This is a genomic window from Aliivibrio salmonicida LFI1238 (assembly GCF_000196495.1).
In the GTDB taxonomy this organism is placed as follows: Bacteria; Pseudomonadota; Gammaproteobacteria; order Enterobacterales; family Vibrionaceae; genus Aliivibrio; species Aliivibrio salmonicida.
Genome location: NC_011313.1, coordinates 1,077,755 through 1,100,455, shown reverse-complemented (window position 1 = coordinate 1,100,455; position 22,701 = coordinate 1,077,755). Strand labels below are relative to the sequence as shown.

The following is a 22,701-nucleotide window of genomic DNA, read 5'->3' as shown; positions in this document are numbered from 1 at the left end:
ATATGCAAGGTATCGTTGATTTTCTTAATAGCATCATCTGGAGCCCGGTCTTGATTTACCTGTGTTTGGGGTCTGGTTTGTTTTATTCTATTCAAACTCGATTCGTTCAAGTTCGACATTTTAAAGAGATGTGTCGTTTGTTGGTATCGAACAAAGAATCAAGTAAAGGGATCAGTTCATTCCAAGCATTAGCCGTTTCATTATCTGGCCGTGTTGGTACGGGGAATATCGCAGGGGTTGCTGCGGCGATCGGTTTTGGTGGCCCAGGTGCTATATTCTGGATGTGGGTAGTGGCTTTCTTAGGCGCGGCAACCGCGTATGTAGAATCAACCCTTGCTCAAATTTATAAAGAAGAAGATGAAGGCCAGTTCCGTGGTGGTCCAGCTTACTATATTGAAAAAGCGATGGGTCAAAAATGGTACGCGTGGATATTTGCTATCGCGACGATTTTTGCGTGTGGTGTGTTACTTCCGGGTGTGCAATCAAACAGTATCGGTAATGCGGTTGAAACTGCATTTGGTACGGGTGGTATGATTGACACGGGTATTGGCGTGTTCAGTTTTGCGAAAATTTTCACTGGTGCGGTTATCTCAGTGATTCTTGGTTTCATCATTTTTGGTGGCGTTAAGCGTATCGCGCATTTCACTCAAATTGTCGTGCCATTCATGGCATTGGCTTATATTATTTTAGCGTTTGTTATCATCCTTCTTAATATCAGCGAAGTGCCAGCCATTTTCAGTATGATTATTGGTGATGCATTTACCCCAATGGCAGGCTTTGGTGCCGCAATTGGTTGGGGTGTTAAGCGTGGTGTTTATTCTAACGAAGCCGGTCAGGGTACAGGTCCTCATGCGGCAGCCGCTGCAAGTGTTGAACATCCTGCTCAGCAAGGGCTAGTGCAATCGTTTTCAATCTACATTGATACATTGTTAGTGTGTTCTGCAACAGCATTTATGATTCTAATTACGGGAACTTATAATGTTCAGGGCAGTGGCGAAGGTGTTTTCTTAGTACAGAATATTTCTGAGACGATTGGGGCAAATGGCCCTATGTTTACCCAACTCGCGATTGAAAGTACGTTACCGGGTATTGGTAAAATCTTCATTGCATTTGCGTTGTTCTTCTTTGCTTTTACAACGATTCTTGCTTATTACTACATTGCAGAAACCAACATCGCTTACATTCGTCGTACCGTTAAGGTTGATGGCATGATGTTTATCCTGAAATTGGTGATTATGTCTGCGGTCTTCTATGGCACGATTAAAACTGCCAATATGGCGTGGGCAATGGGGGATATTGGCGTAGGTTTAATGGCATGGCTGAATATCATTGGTATTTTGATTATCTTCTTTATGTCTAAACCTGCACTAAAAGCGTTGAAAGATTATGAAGATCAGCAACGACGAGGGGTGACGACCTACACGTTTAACCCTGTTAAATTAGGGATTAAAGGCGCAACGTATTGGGAAGGGAAGTGGAAAAGAGACCAAGCAAAAAAGAAATAATTAAGTAATTAAATAAATATTAAAACGCCAAGTAGAAATGATCTACTTGGCGTTTTTTATTTAAGGAATAGAAAGAAACATTAACGTTCTAAATATTCATTTATAGAATGGCGTTGACTGTATTATCAACAATGTCTACTGATGTTTTAATCTCATTTCCTAGTGCTGAAGGGTACCAAACTTCTACCCAGATTTTATCTACGTGGTTTGGTAGCATCACATTCGTCGTGAATTCTGTTGTATCATTCATCGGAGTCAGAATAATCTGAGAGGTGTGGTCTACAATGCCTTCGTTAAATTCCGTATAAATAGACATGAATCCTCTATCACTTTGAGAGCTAGCAACAGAGAGGTTAAAACTGACTTCTCGTTCCGTTGAGAAAGAAAAACCTTCAGGAGCCGACAATTCACTAGTACTTACCCCAACTTGTGTTTCAGGTGTTGCACTTATGTTTGAGGGAGTAGAATCTGGTGTTGAACTACCGCTACTACTGCCTCCGCCACCTCCGCTATCACAAGCAGAAAGAAACGTAAGAGTGGCAATACTTAGTAATAAATTGATATTTTTCATAAATCCTCCTTGTTAGTCAGCCGTTGACCAAGTTTTGTTAGATTCTGGGTTAAGGTACCAAGTTGGTTTAGAGACACCTCCTGAAGTTACCCATTCGGCGAAGTCTGGATACGCATGACTAATATCAATGTATTCTGAAGGATGATTCCAAGGTGATGCAATTACGATCCCCCATGGTATATTTTCAGTCGTACGGTAGTATTTAGTACTTGCTGCATCTGAATCGTCTTGAGCGATACCGTAGAACCCTTCAACCAAAGTACCTCTGGTCGTTGGTGGGAAATCTGCGGTATGGATCTCTAGCTCTTTGCCCGGAGGACTAGAAAAACTATTACCATGGTACAAGCCTTGGCCTGCTCCAAAAATGAATGGGTCTGCAGCACCAAGTGGGATTAATGAGACTACGCTTGGTTCAGAACCACTATTAAAAGGAAGAGAGATACTGAACGTCATTTGTTCTTACTCTAACGATGCACTGCATGATGGATTGGTACGATGGAACTTACATTCCTCATTAATGATAATATCATCGCGTAGGTTCAAAGAAGCGACAACTATAAGGTCTCCTGAAGGAGAAGGGGTAGCCTTGTCTTCACCAGTGAATGGCGAAATGTTTGGTCGAGTAACGCCGTTTTTTTCTACTCTAGATAGTGAAAGGTTTATATCTGATTCAGCGAAACCATCCAATTTCCAACCTAATCCATTACCATAAGATGCACCATAGGCAGTAATGCTACCGGTGAGATCAAATCGTAATACGTCCCCATCTTTACTTATGATGGTTGTACGATAGTAAGTGACGACATCGTTGAGATCGAAATCCCCAACTTCTGGCCAGTTATCTTCGAAAGCGGCAGTGTAGTAGCCAGAATGTTGAATCGTTGTGCCGGGATCGGTAACATTAAAGACATAGTCTTCGACCTCACCATCACCCACGTATCCAGAGTTCGGTATATTGGGATTGCTCGATAAACGGAATCGAGTTTGGACTGAGCCAATAACCGCGTTGTCACCGACACGTATTGGGATCACTTGTTGTCCATTAACCACCGGACTGTTTGTTATTATTTGTTCACTGTCCTCAAAGCTGCCATTCATATCCCAGTCGGCCCAACCTTGCAGATAACCACTGCCGGTAACGTTAATATTAAGCAAAGAATCAAGACCTCTTTCTAAGCTTGTTAATACCGTAATACCGTCGTCATCGTTACCACTAATATCGAGATCGTCACCATTTGAGGCAATGCTTGGTTGTCCATCGGTATCTGCATCAATAGTAGAACCTAGATAAAGCGTAGGTGAGATGGCATGTTCGGCACCATTGCTTGCTTGCAATGTACCGTAGCTATCAGGTGCATCACCGAAATCAGATTCGTCAGAGCTTTCTATTGGGGTTGTAAAACCACTTAAATCCCAGTTACCGTCAAACGCAGAGAAAATGGGGTTTGGTAAAGGACTGTTCGCTGCGGTAACGGTTTCAAATTGGAGTGTCACAATAGAGGTGTTTTTGTATGTAAATTTAACGGCGCCTGAGGTGTCCGTTTCACTGTAATTGGTTCCTGGGCCGGTGAATAACACGGATAGGCCGTCAGAGCTTTCTTCTGCGGTTAGGCTTGCTCCCGCTGAGCCGGTTTGATAGCTGTAAAAGCCTTCATTTTTGAACACACGAACTTGCTCTGATTGTACCGGCTCGCCATCAATATCGTAACCGATCATATCGAACTCAGGGACCGTATAGGGAATAGAGAAGGTGCCTGATAAACCGTCAGTTCCATCATAAAACTCAAAGGTATAAATAAGACCAGCAGGCCCAGGAGAGTTGGTTTGATAAAGAAAACCTATATCACCAGAGGGCTGTCCAGCACCGTTATCTTTGTAATTTGGAGTGTGGTATCGAAACGTCGCGTCCCCAATTATTCGGCTGCTAATCTTAGCATCAATGATCTTTCCATCATGAGTACCCACATTGAGAAAGTGCATAACTGGGCCCAAAGCTGTTACTTAAATTAGTGGCCTCAATATGATTAGAGAAATCCAAGTCTACAGAGGTTGCGTAAACCGGGGCAGTTGTCATTGTGAGAGCAACGAGAGCTAAAAGTTGTTTATATTTCATAATAAGCCTCTACTTTTACTTTAATGAGGGATAAGCCTCAGCATAATTAATAGATTCATAAACTTGAAATTACGTGTAAATAAAAACAATGAGGTTTTTTTAATCAACGAAACCGCCATAACTCTGTGGAAATCATTATTAATGAATAGGGTCAGTTAATTTATTTAAAGCACCGTTTTATTCAAGTAATGAGAGTAATGCAATACATATACCAGCCATTGTTCCATTAATGTTTTATCGAAGGGGAAGATAAGGCTGATCTTATGTGTATTAAGGTCTGAAACCATGTAAATAAAAATGAAGGTATGGTTTATGTGTGATATCTAGAAAGGCGTAATCGGATTTTTTTCAAAATAAGAATCAATTTGCTAGATAAAATCGCACCTTATTTATCATGAAACATGTCGCTGAATCAACTCAATCGCATGTTGGGTTTCTATTGGTAGGTAATATAATTATGTCGATTTATGTGCCGACATCGAGTTTTTATTCTCGTGATTATTGAGGTGTAAACAGACAACTAATTACAATAATCGCTTATAGCTTGTAACAGTAGAGTATTAATTGAGCATTTTATAATTAGTCTTTACAATCTGTGGTGTTTCCTTTATTTTAAGGATAATTATTTTTCATAGAGTGTGTAAGTTATGTCTACAGACATTAAAAAACATCAAGCAGGGTCCATAACTGCTTCTAAGCACAATGCTTATGCGCTTGTCTCTGTCGTCGTTGTCATTAACTGATACTGACGATTTTTTATTCGTCAGTTAGGCTGGCGGATAAGAACCTTTCTTTATAATCTTCTAGCCAAATTGACACCACGCTTCATTTTAAAAGGTATGTCGTTTGAACAGAAGAGATCTTGCCGCTATCGGCTTTATGACATTTGCACTATTTCTAGGTGCAGGTAACTTAATTTATCCACCCTTGATGGCACAACAAGCAGGCGACAATTGGCTTATGGCTATTGCTGGCTTTCTATTAACTGCCGTTGGTTTACCTGCCATCACTTTGGTCGTATTAGGCCGTTTATCTTCTGCGGATAAACTGACGTCATCATTACCTAAATGGATGGACCGTTCATTCTGGTTCTTGGTGTTAACGACGTTAGGTCCTGCATTTGTATTGCCTCGTGCGGTAACTGTTGCTTATGAGATGGGCATTAAACCGTTCTATTCTGGTAATGGATTGATGGTGTTCTCGGCGTTGTTCTGTGCACTGACGTTATGGTTGGCATTAAAACCGGGTAAGTTGGTTGATTACATTGGCAAGGTAATGACACCTGCATTGATTGCCATGTTGGCATTATTGGTGGCCGCTGCACTGCTTAATCCTTTGGGTTCTCCAACTCAAGCGATTGATATTTATGAGCAAGCACCGGCGGTTAATGGCTTGATTCAAGGTTACATGACATTAGATGCAATCGCAGCGGTAGCGTTTGGTTGGGTGATTATTCAAACCATCCGTAGTAAAGGGGTTGATAGTAAAAAAGCGATTTCTTACTACACATTACGTATTGCGGTTATTTATGCGGTACTAATGTCATTGTGTTATTTAGCGATGGGTTATTTAGGCTCAACATCTTCTCAAATTGCACCAAGTGCAACTAACGGTGGTGAGATACTAACAAGCTATGCGGCGGGTGAGTTTGGCGTATTAGGTCAAATCCTATTAGCAGCGATTACCTTGATGGCGTGTCTAACAACAACAATTGGCTTAACGAATGCGAACTCTGAATATTACAAGAATACTTATGGTGTTACGTTTAAAGTAAGTGCTACGGTAATTATGGTATTAACAGCAATCATTTCAAACGTTGGATTAGAAACGATTATTGAAGTGAGCTTACCTGCAATCCTTATTCTGTGTCCGATAGCAATAGCATTGATCATTGCGATGATATTGATGCCAGAGAAAACAGAATCAGAGAAACGTAAGATCTCAGTGAGCCACACAACAGTGGTATGTATTGCGGCCTTGTTTGGTACGGTTGATGCCTTGCATATTTTAGAGAAACTACCAGAAGGCATTACCGCTTTCTGTGGCCAATGGTTACCGTTATTCTCTTCGCACACTTCTTGGTTGATCCCTGTGCTTATCACGATTTTTGTGAATAAAATGGCAAGAACAATGAAGCCAAAGAAGGTGATGATAAGCAACTAGCCTTATCCTTGTATATTCTTAAAGAGCAGCCATAATAGTTGCTCTTTTTTTATTTCAAATAGGGGTTATGTGGTCATGTTGCCGTTAATTTATCATCCAATTTATTCGCAATTAGACCTTCCTGAAGGGCATCGTTATCCTATTCAAAAATATCAACGTTTATACCAAGCAATCCAATCCCTTCATTCTGATGATCGCCTTTGTTATTTTGAACCTACCGCATTACCTATCCGTGATATCAAACAAGTGCATGAAACGAATTATGTTGATGCCGTAGTGAATGGCACATTGCCGGCTGCAAAAATGCGACGAATTGGTTTTCCTTGGAGTGATTTTTTAATTGAGAGAACGTTAACGTCTACTGCGGGCACCTGTTTAACGGTAGATAAAGCCGTAGAGTATGGGGCTGCGATTCATTTGAGTGGTGGGTATCACCATGCGCATTACGATTTTGGGAGCGGCTTTTGTTTATTTAATGATTTGGTAGTTGCTGCGCACCATGCATTAAAGCAAGAGTGCATTGAAACCGTCTTGATTGTCGACAGCGATGTGCATCATGGCGATGGGACTGCCACATTATGTGCGGATAAAGACGATATTATTACCGTCTCTTTTCACTGCGATAAGAACTTTCCTGCTAGAAAGCCGATGTCGAATTATGACGTTCCTTTATTTATTGGTACTCAAGATGACGAGTTCTTAGAAGCGTTTCAACAAGTGGTTGAAATGGCGATTAATCATCATCAACCTGATCTGATCATTTATGACGCGGGCGTTGATATTCATTGTGATGACGAACTGGGTTATTTAAATGTGTCGACTAAAGGCTTATATCAGCGAGACTGTTGGATGAGCACCACGGCAAAGCAGAAGAATATTCCCATTGCTTGCGTTGTTGGTGGGGGTTATCGAAGTAATCATCAAGATTTAGTGGAACCGCATCGACAGTTAATTCAGGCATTTTTAGATTGTATTTAACATTGATTTGTCTTTAAATTTTGATGAAGGAAGCTAGGTCAACACAATGCTTCCTGTTGGTGGCGAGATTTTATTAACACTGGATGTTAGTGGACAAGTTCTGAGCCTTTTTCGGCAGACAGTTCATGGAAATCAGTATGTAAGATCACCGAATAGTTAATGTGTTTTATAATACGTAATTTAAAAAAGCCAATTCACACAGTGGGTTGGCTTTTTATTATTAGCATTAATTTTATTGTGGATAAAGAATAAGGGCGTATACTCCTTTCTTTTTTTAATGTGCAAAATGAAAAAAATACTATTATTTATTGCGGGGATCGTTATCCTCACTAGCGCTATGTTTTTTACGGTGAACGAAACTGTATATAATCATAATGATGCCGTACTTATTTCGACTTACAGTCAACGTTTAAATTCTTATGAAACGAATTGTGAAGGACTCGAGTGCGATGTTATTCGTGATTTTAGACGCTTTAACCCTAAAGAATATGCTAACAATCTTGATGATATTGCCGAAAGTATTCGTCCTCTCCTTGATTATAAGAATGGGGCTAAAATAGGTGTTACCCTTTTAAGTATTGCTTTTTATGAAGGGGAGTTAAATGACTCTCAAAAAATGCTCGCGTTAGATAAGATATCAACACTTCGGTATAGAGATAATGATCTGTATGGAATGATTGAACCGACCTTAAGATACATTCGAATTGCACACGAAAATGGAGATAAATTAAGGAGCGCAAGAGGAGATTTAGAGCTCGCACTTATTATTTCATATTTTCAAGGGTATGATTTTGCAAGCCAAATGATTAAAGATATGTCATGTAAAATGGAAGGACATACACCCGAATGGTATAGGTTGAAAACTCAAGCAATAGTGAGCTTAGCAGAGAATCAACTCGCAATAAAACAACCCCAAGAAGCGTTAAAGTTACTAAATGGAATTGGATTAAATAGTTGGGCTTATAATGACGAAGATTGGCGAGATTATTATATTTATAGCACAGCACTTAAAGCAGAAGCGTCCCTCTATCTTAATGAGTTAGATAAATCCAAAAAGAACATCGAACTCGCAAAATTAGCGCTAAGGGAAGATCAGTCACCATTATTATTAGATAAAAGTATTCTCATTTCTGTTGTCGAGTTTAAATTGGCGTTCAGAATGCATAATTTTGACGTGATTGAAAAAAATAAAAATTATTTATTATCAATAGCAAATACGACAAATCAAATTAGATATACAAAAATGGTCTATAAAACGATGTTTGATTATTATCTTGCAACCGATAATATCAAGGCATTTTATGATCTCAATGTTGATTACAATAGACTGACCGACGATTTTCAAAGTGCCAGTTACCATCTACTCATTTCTAATAAATTAAAACAAAGTGAAAACAATAATTTAAATGATGACAATGAACAGTCCATGTTATTTCTTAAGATCGGATTTATTGCGTTGTTGGTGACCTCTTCTTTATTGCTTGTGATGATAGTGAAGATTAAATACTTAAATATCGAAAATGACACAGACCCACTCACTCGTTGTTTTAATCGAAGAAAGTTCATGAGTGATTTTGATGTGATTGCAGAAAAAGAACATGGTTTTTTAATTTTAGATATCGATAATTTTAAATCCATTAATGACTGCTACGGGCACGATATGGGAGATGATGTATTAGAAAAAATTGCGAGTGTGATTGTTCTTGTTCTTGGTAAAAAGCACAACTGCTACCGTATTGGTGGCGAAGAATTTGTCGTGATATTTAGAGGTGTGAGCAAGCTAACGGCCATTGAAATATCAGAAGATATTCGTACTGGAGTTGAAGCTCTTCGATGGGATAATTCTCTTATCGTCACCATTAGTGGTGGGCTAAGTTTCTCAGCCACAGGCAAAGTGACCTACAAAGCGGCAGACAGTTTACTCTATAAAGCAAAACGAACGACTAAAAATACCATAGTGAATGATGCTTATTAAGCAATAGGTAAATCGCGTAAAAAAGCCGTTGATAATCATCAACGGCTTTTTTATGAATAGAATATAGAGTTTCTTATATTTCACTTTATTAATAAATATATTAATTAATGCCGTATAACGTTAATTATTTTGTGATCAATATCTAATTAATGCTTTGGTTCACTTATTAACAGTGATTTCAATCACTATTGAATCGTCTTTAAATACACGTAAAAGCTAATTTTTACCTTTCTAGTTCAATAATTGTTACTAATCTCACACTTTAGATTTGACGGTACAAAAGTCCAGTAAATGCTTTAAATATCGACTTACCAATAATCGAATAAATTCATATTATCTATACATCAATTCGTAACCACTTGAATGTCGTTACTATTTTCATGACGAAATACATGTCTTCTAAATATTTTATGTGAAGTGAAAAGCTCATATAGTGATGTTGTGAGTTTGAGTGGTTAGCTTTCTAAGCTAAATTTTAAATTTAACTTCTTTTATTAAAAAGGAAAAAAATGATTACTACATTAGTGAATACAGACTTAATTAAACTTAATTTAGATGCAACTACAAAAGAAGGTGTATTTTCTGAATTAGCTGAAATGCTATTTAAAAACAACAGAATTAATAATAAAGAAAACTTTTTAGAAGGTATTCAGGCTCGCGAATCTCAATGTGTTACTTCTGATATGGGTATAGCGTACCCTCATGCGAAACATTCTGCGGTTATTACTCCTGCGATTGCCATCGGCGTATCAAAAGCAGCGATTGAATACGATGCTGAAGACGACCAACCTACGGTATTTTTCATGATTGCATCACCAGAAAGCGGTGATCACCACATTTATGCTCTACAAGCTTTGTTTGAAAAATTTGGCGATGACCTAATTGCCGACATGCACAAGGCGACAACGGAACAAGAAATTTTAGACCTACTGACTAATTAATTACACTTTTAGGAATACTTCTTATGTCAACGATGACTGCAACGCAAAGTCCAAGTGATTGGAAAAAAACATTGTCTACCCTTAAAGGGCACTTACTTTTTGGTACGTCTCACATGCTTCCATTCGTGGTTGCTGGTGGGGTTTTATTAGCGCTAACGGTAATGGCAACAGGTAAAGGCGCGGTTCCTGATACAGGTGTTCTGGCTGATATTTCGACTATTGCTATTAAAGGTTTAGTTCTTTTTCCAATCATCCTTGGTGGTTTTATTGGCTACTCAATTGCTGATAAACCTGCACTAGCTCCTGCTTTTATTGCATCAGGTATCATGGCTGATTTAGGGGGTGGTTTCCTTGGTTGTATCGTTGCAGGCTTCATCGCTGGTGGTGTGGTTCTTCAACTTAAGAAGCTTCCTATTCCTGCGCATCTAAGTGCATTAGGGGTTTACTTTATCTACCCTCTAGTTGGTACATTGGTATCTGCGGGTATAGTAATGTGGGGCCTAGGCGCAGCTATCTCTTCATTCATGATCGTGATGAACGAATTCTTAGCATCAATGGCGGGTTCTTCTAAAGTGGTTCTTGGTGCGATTCTTGGTGGCATGACGGCATTTGATATGGGTGGCCCAATCAATAAAGTGGCAACCTTGTTCGCTCAAACTCAAGTAAACACACAACCATGGTTGATGGGTGGTGTTGGTATCGCGATTTGTACTCCGCCGCTAGGTATGGCACTTGCTACTTTCATGTTTAAGAAGAAATTCTCTAAAGAAGAGCAAGAAGCAGGTAAAGCAGCAGCAATCATGGGTTCAATTGGTATTTCTGAGGGTGCTATCCCATTCGCTGCAAATGATCCAATGCGTGTTCTTCCGTCTATTGTTGCTGGTGGTATGGTGGGTTGTGTGTTCGGCTTTATGACTGATGTTTTACTTCACGCACCTTGGGGGGGATTAATTACAGCACCTGTCTCTAGCAACATCCCAATGTACGTAGTTGGTATTGTTTTAGGCTCACTAACAACGGCATTAATTGTTGGCTTCTGGAAGCCAGTTTATGTTGAAGAGAATGAAACCGTTGCAGCAGCTCCAGTACAAGCACAAACAGCGACACCAGTTGCTGGTGAAGGCGAGTACGATGTTCTTGCAGTTACTTGTTGTCCTTCAGGTGTTGCTCACACATTTATGGCAGCAAAAGCGCTAGAAAAAGCGGGTGCAGCAGCAGGTATCAAGATTAAAGTTGAGACACAAGGTTCTAATGGTTTAATGAATAAACTGACGGCAAAAGATGTTGCGAACGCGAAGTTCATCATCCTTGCTCACGATATTCCAGTAAAAGAAGGCGAGCGTTTCACGAATATTCGCCAAGTTGAATGTTCAACGAAAGGTGCGATGAAAACAGCCTTATCATTGATTCAAGATAATTTAAAATAAATAATTTACATTAATCAATAAAAAGCCTCTTAATTTCCTTAAGAGGCTTTTTTATTTTAATCGTTAGTGTTAATCAGCTTTTTGTAAGCGTGCGGGGAACTACACCTAACAAATAAAATTCATTATGCGTATCTTACGATCTTTCATTTAACGAGAACGTAATTATGCAAAAAGATAAAAAGAGAACACCAGAGCAATGGCACGCTCTATTTGAATCTCAGCAATCTAGCAAGCTTAGTGCCGCTGAATTTTGTCGTAACCATAATATTCTGCCAAAGACATTTAGTGCACGTAAAGCACGATGGAAACAAAAGATTAACGCTTCTACTTTCTTGAAAGTAGAAGCGTTAACATCAACTATCATCGCCACTCCACAATTACCAGATATTCAACTTTCTATCGGAAAATTGCGATTAACATTGCCAGCTAATACTGAACCTCACTGGATAGGACTCTTATTAAAAGGGTATCAATCATGAATGTATTTACTGATGTTTCCACCATTTATCTTCATCGTGATTTTGTCGATTTTCGCAAGGCCATTAATGGCCTTGTCGTGATTGTTGAGCAAGAAATGCAACTATCACCGTTTAGTGATGCTCTATTTATATTTTGCAATAAGCCTCGTGATAAACTCAAAATATTGTATTGGGATAAAACAGGATTCGCTTTATGGTACAAGCGATTAGATGAAGACCGCTTCAAATGGCCACGAAATATAAATAACGATACGTTAGCATTATCAGAGCAGCAACTGACACTGCTATTACAAGGTTTTGATATCTTAGGACATCAACCGGTACATTATCAAACAACCCTTTAAATAGTTGATTCTCAGTCAAGAATAGGAGGCAACCGATTGATTACCTGTATTATCGTTATATAGTCATCTACATGATTGATAAAATAAAACCACTTCCTGATACCATTGACGAGCTGAAAGCACTTGTGCTTCAGCTTGAAAATAAATATAACCGTCTTCTAGAGCAATTTCGACTGGCTCAACATCAGCGCTTTGGTAAAAGCAGTGAATCTGACTCGACTCAATTTGATTTATTCAATGAAACAGAAGAAGAAATCATCATTGAAAATGATGACACACAAACGATTACCTACACTCGTCAAAAGCCAAAACGCCAACGCTTACCTGAAGACTTACCGCGTACTGTTATTATCCACGACATAAAAGATAAAACTTGTAAGTGTTGCGGTCTAGAGATGCATGCGATGGGTAAAGACATCAGTGAAAAGTTGGAATTTGTACCAGCTAAAGTGGAAGTTATTCAACATGTTCGTCCTAAATATGCTTGCCGAAATTGTGAAAAAAACAATACTTCAGTAGACATTAAACAAGCCCCAATGCCAGCGTCACCAATCCCTAAAGGGATTGCGACCGCAAGTTTACTTGCTCAAATTATTACGGCTAAATTTCAATACAGTCTTCCACTTTATCGTCAAGAAACGTTATTTCAGCAATGGGGTATCATTATTGGACGGCGAACGATGGCGGATTGGTTAATAAAATGCTCGGTACTATTTACCCCTCTTAATAACGAGTTACATCGTATTTTGCTTGAACAACCCACTCTGCATTGTGATGAAACAACGGTAAATGTGTTGGATGTTGAAAAAGCAAAATGTTATATGTGGGTCTACTGCTCTGGCTATGATTCTCCAGGCTCTGGTGTTTTGCCTGGAATTGTACTTTATGATTATCAATCTAGCAGGCATGGCTACCATCCAGTTAACTTTTTAAAAGGTTATAACGGGTATTTACATACCGATGGTTACCAAGGTTATGAACAAACTGAAGCGATTTTAGTTGGCTGTTGGGCACACGCACGTCGACGATTTATTGAGGCTCAACGTGTTCAAGTAAAAGGGAAAACAGGGAGTGCAGATTGGGTATTGAGTAAAATCCAAAAGCTATACCGGATCGAATCGTTATTAAAAGAGGCTTCCCCTGAAGCCAAGGTAAGCGTGCGGGGAACTACACCTTGTCTTTTACATTCCAAGGTAAAAGTGAATCGATATCTGGCGATCCAACACATAAACGATCTAGACAATACCTAATATAATCGTAAGGGATTAATCCGTTTGCCTTTGCTGTTTCTACAATGCTGTAAAGCATTGCACTTGAATCTGCACCAGCCGTTGAACCCGAAAATAACCAGTTTTTCCGGCCGATAACAAACGGTTTAACCGCTCGCTCTGCTCGATTGTTATCAATAGATAACAATCCATCATCAATATAACGAACTAATTTATCCCATTGATTTAATGTATAGCTAATCGCCTCACCTAATTTTGTTTTAGGTGATACTCGACTAACTGCGCTATCAAGCCAATCACGGAGCTCTTTAAGTAAATCGCGGGCTTCTGTCTGCCTAGCAACATACTTGGCTTCAGGGGAAGCCTCTTTTAATAACGATTCGATCCGGTATAGCTTTTGGATTTTACTCAATACCCAATCTGCACTCCCTGTTTTCCCTTTTACTTGAACACGTTGAGCCTCAATAAATCGTCGACGTGCGTGTGCCCAACAGCCAACTAAAATCGCTTCAGTTTGTTCATAACCTTGGTAACCATCGGTATGTAAATACCCGTTATAACCTTTTAAAAAGTTAACTGGATGGTAGCCATGCCTGCTAGATTGATAATCATAAAGTACAATTCCAGGCAAAACACCAGAGCCTGGAGAATCATAGCCAGAGCAGTAGACCCACATATAACATTTTGCTTTTTCAACATCCAACACATTTACCGTTGTTTCATCACAATGCAGAGTGGGTTGTTCAAGCAAAATACGATGTAACTCGTTATTAAGAGGGGTAAATAGTACCGAGCATTTTATTAACCAATCCGCCATCGTTCGCCGTCCAATAATGATACCCCATTGCTGAAATAACGTTTCTTGACGATAAAGTGGAAGACTGTATTGAAATTTAGCCGTAATAATTTGAGCAAGTAAACTTGCGGTCGCAATCCCTTTAGGGATTGGTGACGCTGGCATTGGGGCTTGTTTAATGTCTACTGAAGTATTGTTTTTTTCACAATTTCGGCAAGCATATTTAGGACGAACATGTTGAATAACTTCCACTTTAGCTGGTACAAATTCCAACTTTTCACTGATGTCTTTACCCATCGCATGCATCTCTAGACCGCAACACTTACAAGTTTTATCTTTTATGTCGTGGATAATAACAGTACGCGGTAAGTCTTCAGGTAAGCGTTGGCGTTTTGGCTTTTGACGAGTGTAGGTAATCGTTTGTGTGTCATCATTTTCAATGATGATTTCTTCTTCTGTTTCATTGAATAAATCAAATTGAGTCGAGTCAGATTCACTGCTTTTACCAAAGCGCTGATGTTGAGCCAGCCGAAATTGCTCTAGAAGACGGTTATATTTATTTTCAAGCTGAAGCACAAGTGCTTTCAGCTCGTCAATGGTATCAGGAAGTGGTTTTATTTTATCAGTCATGTAGATGACTATATAACGATAATACAGGTAATCAATCGGTTGCCTCCTATTCTTGACTGAGAATCAACTATTTAAAGGGTTGTTTGATAATGTACCGGTTGATGTCCTAAGATATCAAAACCTTGAAGGTAAGGAATTTGAATGTTGCTGAGTTAGCATTGGCCCGTCTAAAAAAGCCAATTTCACCATCGCTGTTTTTTTAAAAGGTATCGAAAATATAATTATCGGGGATTTTATAACTGTTTTAGCCCTATTTCATGAGTTTTAGATACACTTATCCTACAAACCTTATTATGCTGCCCTCAATTCTGACTGAACTATCGCATGGGTGACTAAATCATTGACCGAATTTCCGACTCGGAAATTCGTAAACACCAGACGACTTTCACATAAAATACATTCGTACGGATCTACTTTTACATATCCTTTTAACATTGCGGCATACCCTGGCATTTTCGGCTCAGCTTCTATTGTCATACCTAAAGCTGCATAAACTCTAGGCAGAGCTTCTCCACGACGACGCATTGATAAAAAACCGTAGTATCGGATCATCTTGAAATGTTTATCAGGATAGTGCTCTACTATCCGTCTTATCATCTCTTCTGGTGATAATGTTAGGCTGTCTGTTGTTCCTGTTCGATGGTCTAAATAATTAAACGTTATCATTCCGCCTTTGGCGTAATGACTTAAACGTGACGCTGAAATTGGGGGCCGTTTTAAATACCGACCAAGATAGTTCATCGTCGGTTTTACATTATTTGTCTTTTTAGCAAAATGAAGCTTCCAACGACGATTATATTGACTGCTTAAAAAGCGTGACCAATCCGTTTTATTACGGATATAGGGGCATTCTTCGCTTGATAAATCAAGCTCATAATAAGCCTTACCCAATAAACTGACGATAGCCGCTCTCCAACAAGGCTCTGTCGTTTTCATTTGGAAGTAAATGGGTTTCCATAAACCGGTACGTTCACAAATTCCCCCACGAGTGACCGATAAATGTAAGTGCGTATTCCAATTCAGTTTTCGACCGTAAGTATGAAGAGCACAAAAGATACCGACATCTATTCCTTTATCTTTTGCCCATCCCAGCAGAATGTTTGCAGCACATTTGAATAATTTATTTAACAGCCAACGGTTATGACGAAAGATAGGCCATAGCGTGTTTGGAAGGGTAAAGGTGATGTGTTGATATTCGCATTCAGGGAAGACATGTTGTTGCTTTTGTATCCATCGCTCTGTGGCTTTCATGCCACAGCTACTGCACGCTCGAGATTTACAGGTTTGGTGAATATATTTGATATGGGTACAGTCAGGGTTGCAACAATGATATTCGCGAGAGCCAAAAGCCGCTGTCCCACAGGACAGCATCTTTGTGACATTTTCAATCACGACCGCTCTTAGGTTAGCTTTGTTATTATGAAGAAATTTAAGCCAGTTATTTTGACTATTAAATAATTGTTTCAGGGGTTTATATGCGTGCATGGCGATAGGATAAACGATTTATTGGCAACAATGGAAGAGGTTGAGTCCTTTTGATTTGCGCCGTAGGCGCCTATTGTTCATACTTTCCTCTATCTAATCTCATAATTTCAGTGATAATTGAGAACAAATAGTTTGGATCACTTTTAAATGCATAAGGTATGTTTTTTTCTAAAGTAAGGGCATTAAAATTATTCCAACCAGTAGACTCAACGTATTTAATTTTATTAACACCCATATTCGGCAATACCGCCCAAGCCATAATATGCGATAAATGATACGGATCGTCACTTGTCGGCGTTGTACTTCCATATTTACTAATTAGACTATCCTGTAAATAAAGCGTAGATGTGCTCTCTGATAAAAGATGATCAACTTCAATATCTAAAATAGTCGGTGTTTCGCTTGTTTTTCTTAATACTTGCTCCCTAATCTCTTGAGTTAAAATTCCTGTCGGTTGATTTAGCGTATGCTGATATTCGTAGTCATCTATTTCGGAAGATATATCCCACGGCAAAAGCTCAAAGTTATTTTTTGTTAGATACACGGGGTTGATTGCATTAACAAACACACTTGCTTGGTTAGTTCCAGGCTCACATGTTGAAGTAGTGAAATCTTGTCCCTCTTTACTTGCTGTTAATTCAACGCACACAGACACTGATCTTGGCGAACTTGTCGATAAATAGCGCTGTACAAATTTAGAACTTCTTAAATGACCAATTCGTTGCCCACCAATATTATGCAGATATTTATTTTCGTGCGAAGATTGTTCCCAATCATCTAAATCTTGCCCTGTATTGTATTTTTTTAGTGTCACGCTTTTTAATGAATACCCAGGCTCAAGATCATAAATAATATCTAGTGCCGCTTGCATATTACCATTCGCGTATATGTCTGTATTACCTAACCCGCTGTCAGATACTATCCTCAAATCTCGAACCCATGAGCCTGGTGGATTCGAGTACACATTTAATGAAACAAGTGCAGATAAAAAGACACTTGATGTAAATATAAACTTTCTCATAAGATAAACTTCCTTTTTAATTTAGTTGAAAAATACACTCATTATTTACTACTTATTTCAGCCACACCTCTCCAATATAAGCGTTCCTTAAAATACACATCCTTTATTACGTTTAGGCTGCACCAATAAGAAGCCCATCACCAATCGTGTTATCAACAAAGCGGGAATAAAAACCTTGTCTTTGATTAATACCTTGTTGTAATGCATTAATTACTTGAGGCGAATGAGCGGCAGAATTCGACACAAAGACAGATGAAGATTGAGTAACCTCAGAAGCACTTGAACTGCTGTTCCCTTGTGTTTGAGCAATAATTTGATCGGTAATTGACCAAGGGTCTTTAGAAACAGAAAGACCTCGTTTTGCCCAATCGACTCTCATATCAAATTTTTTGTCTGATTTGATCCAACTCTGCTTTGTTTTACCAAACGATTTCCCGGTAAATGACGTCACTAGCTTAGGGTTCCAGTTATCCACGGTTTTAATGATCCCTTTAGAAACTCCACCACCGAATTTAATGATTGAACCCCATAATTTCAGCTTTTTATCATCTTGTACCGTCGCCGCCATCACCATTGAAGCCCCAACGACGCCAACCATGTCAGCAGATAGACCCGCAAACTTGATGGCTGGAGCTTGGGATATTTGACCCAATATATTTTTATTAGAAAAGCCTGTAATTTTAATAAATGTTTTTGATCCCCACGCTTTATGCGCAAAAGACATTCCACTTCCTGCTTTGATCGTTGAGGCAATGCCTTTCACTCCCCCAGCAACAGCTCCAGCTAACACAAGCCGTTTGTTTTAAAAAATTACGTCGAGATAAAGTAGTAAACATGGATAATCCTCATCCAAAAGGTAAGTATGATGAACTAGAGTGAGTCGCCTGCTCACGCGTAGACCCTAAATTACTGTTCGTTCCATCAAGGTAGCTATAGCTTGCTTTAGTGCTTTTCAGATCCGTTGTGATCGTCAGTGATTTACCACTGTGCGCCCCAGAGAAAGCCATTGATTCATTGGCTCTCATGATTGCAACTAGCTCGTCATGGTGATAATAAAGTTGGGCAATGTTCCCTAATGCATCAACGGAAACACTTTGCATTCCAATCGCATCGTAATGGTACGTGCGTATTACTTTTTCTTGATCATCTCGTATTTCAGATAACTGACCATAATTGTTATAGCTGAGTTGATACCCCCTCTGTGATAAATTCACTCGATTACCAAGAGCATCGTATTCAAAAGATTGGTTGGGGAAATCCCCATGTGTATTATAAATATTGAGTAATCGAGTCGGCATGTCAGTATCGAATATTCGGCTTTCAGTGTTCACAATCCCATTTTGATACTGTGTGACCAAATCCGTAATATTATCGAAATGGTCATAATAAAACTGCTGCTTTACGATCTCTCTTCCCGTGACATCTTTCGGCGGGTTCACTCCTGCACTGACAAACTCAGTAATTCGACCAAGTTGATCATAATCAAACGTTTCTGTTTGAACTATTCCATTCGTCGTGGTTTTTCGCTCGATAATCCGCATAGACTGGTCATAGGAAAGATCCATTTTTAACGTCTCTTTTCCATTACGAACCCAACGACGACGACTTTCCATATCATTGACACCGTAGTCCAAATACATCTCTACTTGGTCATTTCCATCCTCATAATGTTGCGAGACAAGCCGATCAAATTGGTCATAACTGAGATCAACGACGGCGGTTGCATCACGGCTTCCAAAGACAAGTTGTTGAACACGGCCAAAGCCATCATAAGTGAGTGCTTTTGTGTTGCCGGTAAAATCACGCATAGACAACAAAAGTCCTTTTGCTGAATATGAAAACGTGGCGTTTTCTGTTGTCGCGCCTAAGCTCGTCACCGTTTTTTTACTTGGATTTCCAAATGCATCGTACTCATATTGACTGCTTGTCATCGATGCCGAATCACTCACAACTAACCCACGTTTGTTATAGCTAAAGCGTCGAGTTGAGGATGTATCATTACTGACTTCTTGCTTTGTAACCAGCCCAAGCACTGGGTGATAGGTGTACGTCGCCGAATGGCCATTTGGCAGAACAACGCTTTGATAACGGTTTGAATCATCATAATCCTTGTACTGGTAACGTAAGCCATTGACGTGCCTTTCCGTCAGGCGCCCAAAGTTATCGTATTGATTACTAATAATGGTCGCGTGGGTATTTTCATTATCACCTAATAGCCCCTCTCGAGTATGAAGCGTTAGGCTTTCTTCTTTGGTTCTTTTGTCATAGCTCATTCTATCGACAAATGACTCTGAAGCGTTCTTACCCGCAAAACGAGTTGCTTTTTCTATCACGCGATCAAACGCATCATATTTGAATTCAATCACTGAACCACGACTTGTTTCTGTACGAATTAAACGGTTTGTTAGGTCATACTGATAAGGGATTTCGTAAAGAAGTTGGCCTGTTCTATCAAAATACTGCTCCACGACGGTATTGCCCCACGTGTCTTGATGAGAAATAACGTACCCTCTTCCCTTCGATGCCTTTAGTGTGAGTTCGAGATGCATAGTCAAATTGGTTTATTTCTACCGCTCCTGAAGGGTAGATAGTACGATTAATATGGCCATATAAGTCGTATTCATAACGCGTTGTTAATTCTAGTGTTCTCGTATCAAGATTGTCGTATTGCGTTGTCGAGATTTTCTGGCCAAACGCATCATACTGATTGGTGTAAGCCATTGTGTTATTACTGCCAATTTTTGTCGCCATTGAAAGGACATGACCATTAGCACTGTAGGTCTGAACGGTTATTTCACCCTCAGAATCTTCGATACTTAAAACATAGTTGTCACTATCAATATGACTCTGGTACGTTTTTTCAGAATAAAGGCGGTTATCTTTTAATAAGCGTTCTTTATTTATTTGATTCAACTCATCGTAATTAACTTCGAGTTCGACGCCCTCTGGTTCTTTTTTATAAATAAGTTGGCTATCTAAAAAATCATAATGCTCGGTATTGGAATAATGTAATGATCCATTTTCCGTGAGCACTTGGTAAACAAGGTGATCCTGATTAAAATCATACGTGTAAGAATAACGCATCGGAGTCGCGCCAGACACCACTGAAAATTCTTCTCGTTTCTTTCCGTAAACTTCAATATTTTGGCGATTTTCATAAAACTGATAATTCGTTTTTTGCCCATTTATTTCTTCCGTCTCAAGAACGTAAAAAGAATGATCATCTAATAAAGAAGGCAATGTCTTGTAGGTAAATTCTTTTTTATTTACTACGTTTCTTTTTCTATCCAATATGCTTTGTGATACAGGGATATTTTTAAAATGACTTTGTGCACTCTGCTCATATTGACTCACCGTTGTAATACCACTTTCATCAGTGTGCTCTATATTATTACCCCACTCATCAAACTGATAAAATTCCAATTTTTTACTTATTGAAGAACCATTTAAAAATGCAATTTCTTTCTTTTTCAAATAGGTATATTGAGGCTCCTGATATTCAATACCGACAGCATTATTTGCATAATATTCATAATTTACTTCTTGGTATGATGATCCTCTAGAGAGGTAACGCTCTTTTTCAATTAAGTGATATTTGGTGTATGTCTTCTGAATTTCAATCTCATTATCGATGGTTTCAATTGCAGAATATTTATAATCTTGTGCTGCTTTAAAAAGAGTGTCTTCACCGGCAACGTAAGCCCGATCACTCGCAAAACCTAAATAGTTTTTATCCGAATAGGTATAAGTATGCGTTCGAACAGGTAATGCGACACCTTGAGATACCCTCATCTTCGTAACTTGTGGTACATATTTATTTGGCGCGCCATCAGGCATTAAAAAGCCACGTTCGTAATACGTGACCTCTTCTGAATATCCGGCTGGGTAGGTTGTTTTTAACAACAGATCCATTCCAGTATCACTGAACCATGAGTATTCGAATTGAAAATACAGATCTTCTCTGTTGGGCAATGTCGCATACGACAAGCGTTTAAAATCACCGCCACTTATTTTTCTAATTGTGGATGACTTAAGCAACATATCTTTGTTATATAATGAAATTTTTGTCAGCCATTCGTCTGACCACGTATCAATATTTATACTTAATCCAAAACTGTCTTCGACTTTATACAATGTTCTTTGGAAATTATAATTGGTGTACGAGAAACGAAGAAGATGACCTTTTGCACTGTATAGTCGACTGAGAGTACCTTCTTTCCAATCAATAAATTCGATCTCTCCAGAGGCATTAATAACCTTTATTTCACCTTGCTCTGTCCCTGGCGTAGATACATAGTAAATACGGACATCTTTTAATTTTCGGTATGGCGCTACATACTCATTCTCTGTTGAATTCCATTCAATTTTGAATTGTTGACCATTTCTCAAACTCAACATTGAATTTACATTATCAAAAGAACTGAGTGGCAATGACCACCCTCTTCCAAAACCGACATCAATCGCATTATTTGTATTATAACCAACAGTTAAATCAAAATAAGGACCATTAAGACGATTGCCAATCATCGATAACAGCTTTATTTGAGCCGAGTAACTTCCCGTTCTAGTATCAACACCAGAATTAATAAAATCTGAGAAATTATATGCATTACTGATTATGTTTTTCATTTAATACCAACGTTATATCAATAAAATATAGTCAAACCTATGTATTAAAATAGATTAAATTAAGAAAGCCAAACTACTATTATTAATAATGTCATTATAATTTTAGCTTTCATTCGTTAAGTAATATAACCAAATAGAATAAAAGACCTATCTAACTAATATAAACAAACCCGTTAAATAACTTATTAGTCTTTTAAATAAATTTTTACATTACGAAAACATTATCATAATCATTTAATTTAAAATAAATAATAAAATGTATACTCCGTATCAAAAACTCGCATACATACAAAAAACAAATGATTAAACATAAAGTCGGCATGCCCATAGAAACTGGGAGGTAATATTTAAAATCAAATAGATAAGATCCTATAGGCATATTTATTTCAGAAAAAATAAATATGCTAAAAATAAA

General features: G+C 38.6%; 15 protein-coding genes and 2 pseudogenes. 9 read left to right on the top strand and 8 right to left on the bottom strand.

Going from position 1 to position 22,701, the window contains the following annotated elements; all coding sequences use genetic code 11:
- Positions 1–2: 2 nt before the first annotated feature.
- A complete protein-coding gene (locus VSAL_RS21220; RefSeq protein WP_012552239.1) occupies positions 3–1,505 on the top strand; it encodes an alanine/glycine:cation symporter family protein in 1,503 nt (500 codons plus the stop codon).
- A 100-nt stretch (positions 1,506–1,605) separates the two neighbouring features.
- On the opposite strand, the gene VSAL_RS21215 is transcribed toward VSAL_RS21220, so the two are convergent.
- Positions 1,606–2,076, bottom strand: a complete 471-nt coding sequence (locus VSAL_RS21215; protein ID WP_012552238.1) for a hypothetical protein — start codon at positions 2,074–2,076, stop codon at positions 1,606–1,608.
- Between the two features lie 12 nt (positions 2,077–2,088).
- Positions 2,089–4,189 (bottom strand): annotated as a pseudogene (locus tag VSAL_RS21210) (LruC domain-containing protein).
- A gap of 846 nt (positions 4,190–5,035) precedes the next feature.
- On the opposite strand from VSAL_RS21210, the gene brnQ reads away from it, so the two are divergent.
- From brnQ to VSAL_RS21170, 8 genes and pseudogenes are all read left to right on the top strand, one after another.
- Positions 5,036–6,352 (top strand): branched-chain amino acid transport system II carrier protein, encoded by a 1,317-nt coding sequence (gene brnQ, locus VSAL_RS21205; protein ID WP_012552237.1) that lies wholly within the window; start codon positions 5,036–5,038, stop codon positions 6,350–6,352.
- 75 nt (positions 6,353–6,427) lie between these two features.
- The gene (locus VSAL_RS21200) at positions 6,428–7,330 is read left to right on the top strand and encodes a histone deacetylase family protein (RefSeq protein WP_012552236.1); all 903 of its coding nucleotides are present in this window, start codon (positions 6,428–6,430) and stop codon (positions 7,328–7,330) included.
- Positions 7,331–7,616: 286 nt separating this feature from the next.
- On the top strand, positions 7,617–9,305 hold the full coding sequence (locus tag VSAL_RS21195; protein WP_044583610.1) for a GGDEF domain-containing protein: 1,689 nt from the start codon (positions 7,617–7,619) through the stop codon (positions 9,303–9,305).
- A gap of 509 nt (positions 9,306–9,814) precedes the next feature.
- Complete coding sequence (locus tag VSAL_RS21190) at positions 9,815–10,246, top strand: PTS sugar transporter subunit IIA (RefSeq protein WP_012552234.1); 432 nt, start codon at positions 9,815–9,817, stop codon at positions 10,244–10,246.
- Positions 10,247–10,269: 23 nt separating this feature from the next.
- Positions 10,270–11,673, top strand: coding sequence for a fructose-specific PTS transporter subunit EIIC (locus tag VSAL_RS21185; RefSeq protein ID WP_012552233.1), 1,404 nt, complete (start codon positions 10,270–10,272; stop codon positions 11,671–11,673).
- 164 nt (positions 11,674–11,837) lie between these two features.
- Complete coding sequence (gene tnpA / locus VSAL_RS21180) at positions 11,838–12,152, top strand: IS66 family insertion sequence element accessory protein TnpA (RefSeq protein WP_012548925.1); 315 nt, start codon at positions 11,838–11,840, stop codon at positions 12,150–12,152.
- Complete coding sequence (gene tnpB, locus VSAL_RS21175) at positions 12,149–12,496, top strand: IS66 family insertion sequence element accessory protein TnpB (RefSeq protein WP_012548924.1); 348 nt, start codon at positions 12,149–12,151, stop codon at positions 12,494–12,496. Before tnpA ends, tnpB begins: the two co-directional genes overlap by 4 nt.
- 71 nt (positions 12,497–12,567) lie before the next feature.
- A pseudogene (locus VSAL_RS21170) lies at positions 12,568–13,665 on the top strand (IS66-like element ISVsa2 family transposase); the annotation flags it as partial.
- Here the strand turns inward: VSAL_RS21170 and VSAL_RS21165 are convergent.
- The 6 genes from VSAL_RS21165 to VSAL_RS24035 all read right to left on the bottom strand — a co-directional run bounded on the left by VSAL_RS21165 (position 13,664) and on the right by VSAL_RS24035 (position 22,286).
- On the bottom strand, positions 13,664–15,151 hold the full coding sequence (locus tag VSAL_RS21165; protein WP_012549008.1) for an IS66-like element ISVsa2 family transposase: 1,488 nt from the start codon (positions 15,149–15,151) through the stop codon (positions 13,664–13,666). The pseudogene VSAL_RS21170 and the gene VSAL_RS21165 sit on opposite strands and share 2 nt — an antisense overlap.
- 291 nt (positions 15,152–15,442) lie before the next feature.
- The gene (locus tag VSAL_RS21160) at positions 15,443–16,636 is read right to left on the bottom strand and encodes an IS91-like element ISVsa9 family transposase (protein ID WP_012548955.1); all 1,194 of its coding nucleotides are present in this window, start codon (positions 16,634–16,636) and stop codon (positions 15,443–15,445) included.
- A gap of 70 nt (positions 16,637–16,706) precedes the next feature.
- Positions 16,707–17,657, bottom strand: coding sequence for a hypothetical protein (locus VSAL_RS21155; protein ID WP_049940471.1), 951 nt, complete (start codon positions 17,655–17,657; stop codon positions 16,707–16,709).
- A gap of 112 nt (positions 17,658–17,769) precedes the next feature.
- The gene (locus VSAL_RS21150; protein WP_012552232.1) at positions 17,770–18,447 is read right to left on the bottom strand and encodes a hypothetical protein; all 678 of its coding nucleotides are present in this window, start codon (positions 18,445–18,447) and stop codon (positions 17,770–17,772) included.
- A 55-nt stretch (positions 18,448–18,502) separates the two neighbouring features.
- A complete protein-coding gene (locus tag VSAL_RS24040; RefSeq protein WP_231850947.1) occupies positions 18,503–20,125 on the bottom strand; it encodes a hypothetical protein in 1,623 nt (540 codons plus the stop codon).
- A complete protein-coding gene (locus tag VSAL_RS24035; RefSeq protein ID WP_012552230.1) occupies positions 20,109–22,286 on the bottom strand; it encodes a hypothetical protein in 2,178 nt (725 codons plus the stop codon). Before VSAL_RS24035 ends, VSAL_RS24040 begins: the two co-directional genes overlap by 17 nt.
- Positions 22,287–22,701: the final 415 nt, after the last annotated feature.

Excerpts from the sequence above, each read along its gene's own strand:
- VSAL_RS21190 (WP_012552234.1), top strand. The coding sequence starts at position 9,815 with ATGATTACTACATTAGTGAATACAGACTTAATTAAACTTAATTTAGAT.
- VSAL_RS21215 (WP_012552238.1), bottom strand. The coding sequence starts at position 2,076 with ATGAAAAATATCAATTTATTACTAAGTATTGCCACTCTTACGTTTCTT.
- VSAL_RS21185 (WP_012552233.1), top strand. The coding sequence starts at position 10,270 with ATGTCAACGATGACTGCAACGCAAAGTCCAAGTGATTGGAAAAAAACA.
- tnpB (WP_012548924.1), top strand. The coding sequence starts at position 12,149 with ATGAATGTATTTACTGATGTTTCCACCATTTATCTTCATCGTGATTTT.
- VSAL_RS24035 (WP_012552230.1), bottom strand. The coding sequence starts at position 22,286 with ATGAAAAACATAATCAGTAATGCATATAATTTCTCAGATTTTATTAAT.
- VSAL_RS21165 (WP_012549008.1), bottom strand. The coding sequence starts at position 15,151 with ATGACTGATAAAATAAAACCACTTCCTGATACCATTGACGAGCTGAAA.
- VSAL_RS21155 (WP_049940471.1), bottom strand. The coding sequence starts at position 17,657 with ATGAGAAAGTTTATATTTACATCAAGTGTCTTTTTATCTGCACTTGTT.
- tnpA (WP_012548925.1), top strand. The coding sequence starts at position 11,838 with ATGCAAAAAGATAAAAAGAGAACACCAGAGCAATGGCACGCTCTATTT.
- VSAL_RS21160 (WP_012548955.1), bottom strand. The coding sequence starts at position 16,636 with ATGCACGCATATAAACCCCTGAAACAATTATTTAATAGTCAAAATAAC.
- VSAL_RS21220 (WP_012552239.1), top strand. The coding sequence starts at position 3 with ATGCAAGGTATCGTTGATTTTCTTAATAGCATCATCTGGAGCCCGGTC.
- VSAL_RS21195 (WP_044583610.1), top strand. The coding sequence starts at position 7,617 with ATGAAAAAAATACTATTATTTATTGCGGGGATCGTTATCCTCACTAGC.
- VSAL_RS21200 (WP_012552236.1), top strand. The coding sequence starts at position 6,428 with ATGTTGCCGTTAATTTATCATCCAATTTATTCGCAATTAGACCTTCCT.